Origin of the sequence: Kosakonia sp. S42 (genome assembly GCF_016624785.1) — a bacterium.
Taxonomy (GTDB): domain Bacteria; phylum Pseudomonadota; class Gammaproteobacteria; order Enterobacterales; family Enterobacteriaceae; genus Kosakonia; species Kosakonia cowanii.
On sequence record NZ_JACVTW010000103.1, the window covers coordinates 1 to 351 of the forward strand.

1 pseudogene is annotated in these 351 nt (G+C 63.8%); it reads right to left on the reverse strand.

Annotated features, from left to right (window positions below):
• A pseudogene (locus tag IAE50_RS25755) lies at positions 1-246 on the reverse strand (type-F conjugative transfer system protein TraW); the annotation flags it as partial.
• Positions 247-351: the final 105 nt, after the last annotated feature.

Here is a 351-nt window from a genome sequence, read left to right on the forward strand (position 1 = left end):
GGCAGGCGTCAGGCCGGCAACGGGCGGCGGCCTGACGGCGTTACGCTTAACACGCTCAACCGCCTCGTTGCGCAGCTGGTTCAGCTCACCGCTCTGCTCCATCGCCTGCAGGCGCTTCTGGATAAAAACCAGCATGTCCTGCTCCTGCGGCTCAAACACATTCCCCCAGGTGCCGAGGTCTTTGGCCCCGGCACCTGCCGTGATACCCGCCAGAAGTATCACGGCCAGACTGCGGGTCAGGTTCATTTCACCTCCCCGGCAGGCGACTGCATCCGCGCTGCGATATCGTTGCGGATGGCTGTGGTAATGTCAGGCTGCACACTCACCACGGCCGGCTGCACCAGGATCACC